This window comes from Methanobacterium sp., assembly GCA_016222945.1.
Lineage (GTDB): Archaea > Methanobacteriota > Methanobacteria > Methanobacteriales > Methanobacteriaceae > Methanobacterium_D.
On the sequence record JACRPY010000003.1, the window covers coordinates 249632 to 255706 of the forward strand.

Annotated in this window: 9 protein-coding genes; 1 reads left to right on the forward strand and 8 read right to left on the reverse strand. The window is 31.3% G+C overall.

Going from position 1 to position 6075, the window contains the following annotated elements; translation table 11 throughout:
• Positions 1-43 precede the first annotated feature (43 nt).
• Positions 44-796 carry a formate dehydrogenase accessory sulfurtransferase FdhD gene (gene fdhD / locus HZC47_05875; GenBank protein MBI5680400.1) on the forward strand — a complete coding sequence of 251 codons (753 nt, stop codon included), beginning with the start codon at positions 44-46 and terminating at the stop codon, positions 794-796.
• A gap of 61 nt (positions 797-857) precedes the next feature.
• On the opposite strand, the gene HZC47_05880 is transcribed toward fdhD, so the two are convergent.
• From HZC47_05880 to HZC47_05915, 8 genes are all read right to left on the reverse strand, one after another.
• Positions 858-1583 carry a SagB/ThcOx family dehydrogenase gene (locus HZC47_05880; protein MBI5680401.1) on the reverse strand — a complete coding sequence of 242 codons (726 nt, stop codon included), beginning with the start codon at positions 1581-1583 and terminating at the stop codon, positions 858-860.
• A gap of 53 nt (positions 1584-1636) precedes the next feature.
• On the reverse strand, positions 1637-1879 hold the full coding sequence (locus tag HZC47_05885) for a hypothetical protein (GenBank protein ID MBI5680402.1): 243 nt from the start codon (positions 1877-1879) through the stop codon (positions 1637-1639).
• A 32-nt stretch (positions 1880-1911) separates the two neighbouring features.
• Entirely contained in the window at positions 1912-2631 is a 720-nt protein-coding gene (locus HZC47_05890) for a hypothetical protein (protein ID MBI5680403.1), read from the reverse strand.
• 27 nt (positions 2632-2658) lie between these two features.
• A complete protein-coding gene (locus tag HZC47_05895) occupies positions 2659-2820 on the reverse strand; it encodes a hypothetical protein (protein MBI5680404.1) in 162 nt (53 codons plus the stop codon).
• 84 nt (positions 2821-2904) lie between these two features.
• Positions 2905-3684 (reverse strand): hypothetical protein, encoded by a 780-nt coding sequence (locus HZC47_05900; protein ID MBI5680405.1) that lies wholly within the window; start codon positions 3682-3684, stop codon positions 2905-2907.
• A 559-nt stretch (positions 3685-4243) separates the two neighbouring features.
• Positions 4244-5062 (reverse strand): tetratricopeptide repeat protein, encoded by an 819-nt coding sequence (locus HZC47_05905; protein ID MBI5680406.1) that lies wholly within the window; start codon positions 5060-5062, stop codon positions 4244-4246.
• The gene (locus HZC47_05910; protein MBI5680407.1) at positions 5056-5514 is read right to left on the reverse strand and encodes a hypothetical protein; all 459 of its coding nucleotides are present in this window, start codon (positions 5512-5514) and stop codon (positions 5056-5058) included. Before HZC47_05910 ends, HZC47_05905 begins: the two co-directional genes overlap by 7 nt.
• A gap of 38 nt (positions 5515-5552) precedes the next feature.
• Entirely contained in the window at positions 5553-5972 is a 420-nt protein-coding gene (locus HZC47_05915) for a tetratricopeptide repeat protein (GenBank protein ID MBI5680408.1), read from the reverse strand.
• Between the last annotated feature and the right edge of the window lie 103 nt (positions 5973-6075).

Sequence of the window (6075 nt, forward strand, 5' to 3'; positions counted from 1 at the left end):
ATTTTAAATATATTCAATTTCGAAGCCAATTTGAGGAAGAATCATGCCAAAAATGGTTAAAAATATAAAAGCATTGCGAGTAGGCAAAGAAAACTCTGAAATAGATGAAGTAATAAGTAATGATGAAGAAATAAAGGTTATTGTAAATAAAACTGTTATTGGAACTTTTTCAATGAGCCCTACACATCTAAAAGAATTTGCAATAGGATATTTACTTGGAGAAGGATTATTAAGTTCCAAAGAAGATATAACCAAACTTGAAATTGAAGATAACACTATAAAAGTTGAAACCAGCCTTGCTGATTTTGATTTAAGAAGAGAACTGGTAATGAGCTCTGATTGTTTTGGTGGAATGAGAAGTAAAATAGAATTTACAGAAAAAGTCGAATCAGACTATAAAATCTCCAAAGAGATGATTCTTGATGCATCTAAAAAATTAAGAGAAAGTTCAGATATTTGGAGTAAAACCGGAGGGACTCACATCGCTGCTTTAGTTAATGAAAATAAATTCATTGCTATAGAGGACGTCAGCAGGCATGTGGCCATAGATAAAGTAGTAGGTGCAGGGGAATTGGATAATATTGATTTTTCTAATAGTTTCATGTTTTCAAGCGGCAGAATGCCTGGAGATATGATAATAAAGATCGCAAGGATTGGTATTCCTATTATTTCATCTAAATCTGCACCTACATCCTCCGGATATATGGTAGGTGGAGAAACAGGTGTTACAATAGTTGGATTTGTAAGAGGAGGCAGATTTAATATTTACACTCATCCAGAACGTATATTAATCTAAAATAGCTTTTTTTTATTTATTTTAAATTTAAGGCCTAAATTTTTTAGTATAAACTATTTTTTTACTTTGCAGAATGCCCTACAGGGAAACTATAAATAATTCTTTCATTAGAAGGCAGATGCAAAATATTTATAACCTGATCCTCATAAAAAGATCCTATTGCCACTGTTGCAAGATTCATGGCCTGGGCTTGAAGATAAATGTTCTGTCCAGAATGCCCTGCCTCTATATCAACAAATCGGATGCTGAGCTTATTATCTTTATATTTATTCATCATCTTATCATCGTTTCCTGTTATCACAATATTTACTGGTGCTTCTTTTATCCAAAGCTGATTATGGGATGCTTTTGCAAATTTCTCCCTTAAATCCCCATCTAATATCTTCTCAAGGCTGTGGTTTTGAGGAACATAATGATAAAACCCACTATCCAAACCTTTTACACTTCCATTACCTACAATTAAGTAAATTTCGAGAGGATAAGTATGCCCTCCTGATGGAACAGTTTTAAAATTCTTACTAGCTTCTGTAACTCCATAAGCTGCCCATAAAAGTTGTGAAACATCATTTAAGGTTAAAGATTCATTAGTATATTTTCTAACAGAACGTCTGTCATGAATAGCTTGTTCTACAGACATACTTCCTGTAAATTTAGGGTTTGGAAGATCTACAGTGCCTATAACTGTTCTTGAACTGTATTCAACAGGTTTAGGCCATATTAAATAGGCAATAACTGCAAAAAGCAGTATAATTAAAATAATTAAAGCAATTTTCCCCTTTGTAGACATTAATAATATATTCTAATCAATTTCCTTATATATTTTAACATTTAATTTTGGATTCAATTAGAAGGTTTTTCTTCCTTAATTTCATGTTCTTGTTCTGGTTCTTTGCCTTTTATTAGGCCGTATGTTATTGCTGTTGCACAAAACACGAGCCCTAATAAAATTATTCGTTCTAAGGGATGCTTACTAAAACTATAGCCTGGCCAAACCGCAGGAACACCAATAGCTATACCACTAAACAAGAAAATAAAAACTAAAACAGCCACAACAATTGCAATAACTTTCCTAACATTCACCATTAAACACGTCCATCTAAGATATAACTTTTAATTCACATTAACTTACTAATATCAGTATTAATCAACTTAAAATAAGTTCTATGAGCTTTTATAATGTCATAAGTGCTAATTTTATCTCTTCCATCAATAACAGCACTACAACCAGACAAAAGCAAAATAAAAGCTTTTTCAGTATTTGTGAAGATTGGTGTTCTCCCCCCAGCACCTTTCCAATTATTAAACACAGACATGTACCCTATTTCATGCAAACCATTAAAGAGTTTCTTAGCTTTTTTATCCTGCCATTTAACCTTACCTAACTTCTTGAAGAATTCTTTAGTTGGTTGGGGTGTTTCTTGTTTTGAATCAAAATTCTCAAGCAGTAAAAGTATTCTTGCAGCCATTTCACCATAACAAACGTTATATAACTCTTCTTTGGAGAATTGCCTGCCCAACCTAATACAGTAAATATCTGATACAAAAGTATAAGGCAACAGAACCTGTTTAGCTACGATTAAAGGCGTAAAAGGTATATTTAAAGGAAATTTACTCATATTCTTAGAGGCTATTTTGATTAATTCTGAAGGTTCATCATAATCTCCAGAATCCATCAACGGATCGTTAGGTACACCATGAACCAGCTTCTCATAAACCTCAGAATCAACTAAACTTAATATACCTTCCACTACTTCTTTTAATCCTTCAATATCGCTAAAGTCTTTTAGTACTTTTTCTGCTACTTTTTCTGTTGGTTCTGCATGTAATAATCCCATAAGTATAACTCCTGTTTTTATCTTTTTTTATCCGAATGCCCATTTTTTTATTCCATTATATATGGAATATCCATTGTTGATTACTGCTTGTGTTACTGGATGATTCCAAATAGGATCTAAACGTTTATGTATTGCAGGTTTAACATTCTTCTCCATCCACGGCTTAACAGTCTTATTATAATACTTCACAACCTTAGGAGCAGTTTCCCTAACAAAAGTTTTAGTTTACTTAAACCATTTTGATATTAAAAGAAAAATTAAAGAAATATTATTTCAGTGTTTTTCTAATTCAGACTTATTTTCCTCCCCTAATCTATCCACTAGTGAAGGTAAATCTGTTTTAAGAAGTTTAAAATAAGTTTTATAAGCAATCAGAATATCTTCCATGTTTATTTTATCCCTACCATTATTTACAGCACTACAAGCAGCTAAAAACAAAAGAAATTTCTCCTCTGAAACATTTAGAACACCACTCTTTATCATACCCCATTTTTCACGTTTTATTTCACCATGTAATTTATGTATTTTCCCAAAAAGTTTTTTTGTTTTTTTGTCTTTCCATTTGATTTTTTTTAGTTTTTGGAAGTATTCTGCTGTAGGTTCAGGAGTTTCAGTAACTTCGTCAAATTTATCTAATGCAAAAATGAGATGTTCATCTAGTTTGCAAAGATGCAGTTTTTTCATTTCCTCGTAACCCAATTCTTTTCCTGTATTCATCTGGTAAACATCTAAAAAGAATGAATACATTCTGTAAACTTCAAAAAAAGTAATTAAATCAGTTAATGGAGGATGATAAATTAATATGCGGTGGCTCATATTCTCATGTGCAAGATGAGCTACTCTTAATTTTTTATCATCCTCCTCAATGAATTTAACCTTATTATGATGTTTATCTGTATACTTCCATGTTTTAAAAAATCGTTCATATAATTCAGAGTCATACAAACCCTTTATTTCATCTGCTAATTCCTTAACACCATTAACATCGCCAAAATCACTGATTAAATTATTGTAATCTTTTTTTATGTATTTGAATTCATCATACTCCCACATTTTCTTTCATCTACCTTTCTTTTAATTTTTATATTAGTTTACCAGATTCCTAATTTATTTCCAAACCAGCCTAAACCATCTGTGACTTGTTTAGCGCCAGGCACATTTTTCACAACCCATTGAGTTGCCGGATGATTCCAAACAGGATCTAAATATTTATGTGTTACTGGTTTAACATCTAGATTGGTCTTTGTAAACTAAATATAGATCTGCTAGACAATATAAGAAAAATCCTATTTCAAAATAGAATAATAGTTCTGATGTGTATATTAGTGCAAATATGCAGACATATGTCAATATTGATGCTTGAAATATGATTAAAAGCACAAAAGCTAATTCAGGATTAAAATAATTATAATATTCACGTTGCAACGCGCTTAAAATGAGATAAACACCAAAAGATACTAAAAAAAAACATTAATAGATACCTTGAACCTAAAAAAGAATATATAGCTACAAATATAGCTATCAAACCCCAAAACAATAAGTAAATCTCCCATAAGCTCATAAAACCTCTTCCATACATTAACAGCTTTCAATTATAAACTAATTATTTCATTCAATCTCTGCCCATCAACTCTAAAAGCCTCTTTTTAGCTTCAACTGTTTCTTCAAAATCAGAATCTAACTCTAAAGCTTTGTTGTAGCATTCAAGCGCTTCACCGTATTTTTTAAGTTTTTGAAGCGTGTTTCCTTTTTCAAACCATGATTCTTCATCTTCAGGATCTAATTCTAAAGCCTTATCAAAGCAATCAAGTGCTTTAAAATACTGTTCACGTTTCTTATAAGCATCGCCTTTCCAATAGTAAACCTCAGTATCGCTAGGTTCATATTTTAAAAACTCATCAAAACAAGTGATAATCTCATCAAACATCCCTAACTTATTAAAAGCAAAAACTTTACCATAATAAGCATCCCTAAACTTAGGATCAATCTCAATAACCCTATCAAAACACTCTAAAGCATCATCATACTTTTCCATCTTCAAAAATGTATTGCCTATTTTATGCATTGAATCTAAATTTTTTGGACATATCTCTAAAGCTTTATTATAACATTTAATTGCATCATCTAATTTTTCTAAGTCGTTTAATGCATTTCCTTTGCTATACCACGCTGCTGAAAACTCAGGATCAATTCCTATAGTTTTATCATAGCATTTAATTGCTTCTACGGGTTTTTTCAATCCCCTAAGTGAATTTCCTTTATTATACCATGCGTATTTAAATTTTGGATCTAATTTTATAGCCTCGTCATAATATTCAATGCTTTCCTTAAATTTACCCTCTTCTCTGAGTTTAATACCTTTAGAATTCAATTTTCTTAACGTATTTCGTTTAAATAGATCGAAAACCATTATGTCTGCTCCTTTTACCAAATCCCTAATCCTCTTGCAAACCAGCTTACTCCGTCAGCCACTTGTTTTATTCCTGGAAGGTTTCTTATTGCCTTAAATGTCTTACTTTGCACAATAGGATCTAATAGTTTATGTGCTGCTGGTGCGATATATTTTTGTGCCAAAGGCTTAAAATGCCTATCATACACATTTTTAACCTGATACACCTTCTCTTTAACAAAAGTTTTAGCTTGAGCATATTTATATCCAACATACTTAACTAAACCCTTCTTTTGAAACTCAGCTCTTTCACTGTTAAACCGGTCAAGTGCAGGTTTAAGAGTTTTATTGTAAATGGACTTAGCTGAGGCTTTAAAACTATCAACAAAATTATTCATTACAATCTTAGCTTCGTTAATTTTATTACCTGCCCATGCAACAGCATTACCTGTAGCAGTTATAGCTCCGCTAATTATCCCTGGTGTGTTTATCATCATTAAAGAGATGTAATCCTAAAAGAAATATTAAATAATTATTTATCCATCATAAATTTCTCATACCATTTCATTGCTTCTTCAGGTTTTTCCATCGCAGTAAATGCTATTCCCATACCTGCTGCAGCACCTTTATTATTAGGATCAATTTTCAATGCTTTTTTATGATACTTAATTGCTTCTTCAGGTTTTCTTAATCCGCTAAGTGATCTTCCTTTATTATTTAATGCATCTACATCTTCTGGGTCTATTTTTAAGGCTTTATCAAAATACTCCAATGCTTCATCGTGTCTACCAAGGTTCAAAAGAGCTAAACCTTTATTATACCAGGCCCATTTATGTTTTTGGTTGATTTTTAAAATTTTGTCGAAAAATTCAATGGCTTCTTCATATTTGCCTTCTTTTATTAGTTTAATGCCATTTTCATTCCATTTAAAACATTTAATTTTATTAAACATGGTAATAACACCCTTAATATTTTTTAAAATTGAAAAACACATTTACCATATCCCTATCTTATTTCCAAACCAACCTAAACCATCTGTGGCACGTTTAAAGCCA